The sequence below is a fragment of the Shigella sp. FC1544 genome, assembly GCF_001722145.1.
Lineage (GTDB): Bacteria > Pseudomonadota > Gammaproteobacteria > Enterobacterales > Enterobacteriaceae > Escherichia > Escherichia coli.
Window position 1 is genome coordinate 1 of record NZ_MECT01000463.1, and the last position, 413, is coordinate 413.

A 413-nucleotide genomic window follows, 5' to 3' on the forward strand; every position below is an offset into this window, starting at 1 on the left:
GTACTGCCGGAATGGCCTTCCAACCGTGTTGACGAACTCCTGCCATGGAACGTAGCACTCACCAATAAATAAGCGTCAATACGGTGCTCCGTTGACGCTGATATGACTTTCCGTGTCAAACCGGAATCTCTAATTTTGACGATTTTCTTTTTAGGTTTAATTCCCTGAGGGCGACGTAGCAGTAAATCCGACGGTGAATCACGCTGATATTCGCGGGTTGGATACCGCATTACAGAGGTCCGTCATATGAGCCTGCCACTTTCTTACGTCGCGAATCAGCTTTGTTCCGCCGTCGCCAAGCGCTAACGTGGGTTACTCTTGTACCGGGCTACGTCGCCTTCAGGGAACTGGTTATTCTCATTTTTTATTTGTGACATTGTGGTTGTTGTGCGACAGACATTGCTATTCGGCCC

1 protein-coding gene is annotated in these 413 nt (G+C 48.9%); it reads left to right on the top strand.

The features are described from left to right. Nucleotides 1–72 (top strand): hypothetical protein (locus BGK49_RS31730; protein ID WP_369803737.1); only part of this gene is annotated, 72 nt, incomplete at its 5' end. Nucleotides 73–413 lie beyond the last annotated feature (341 nt).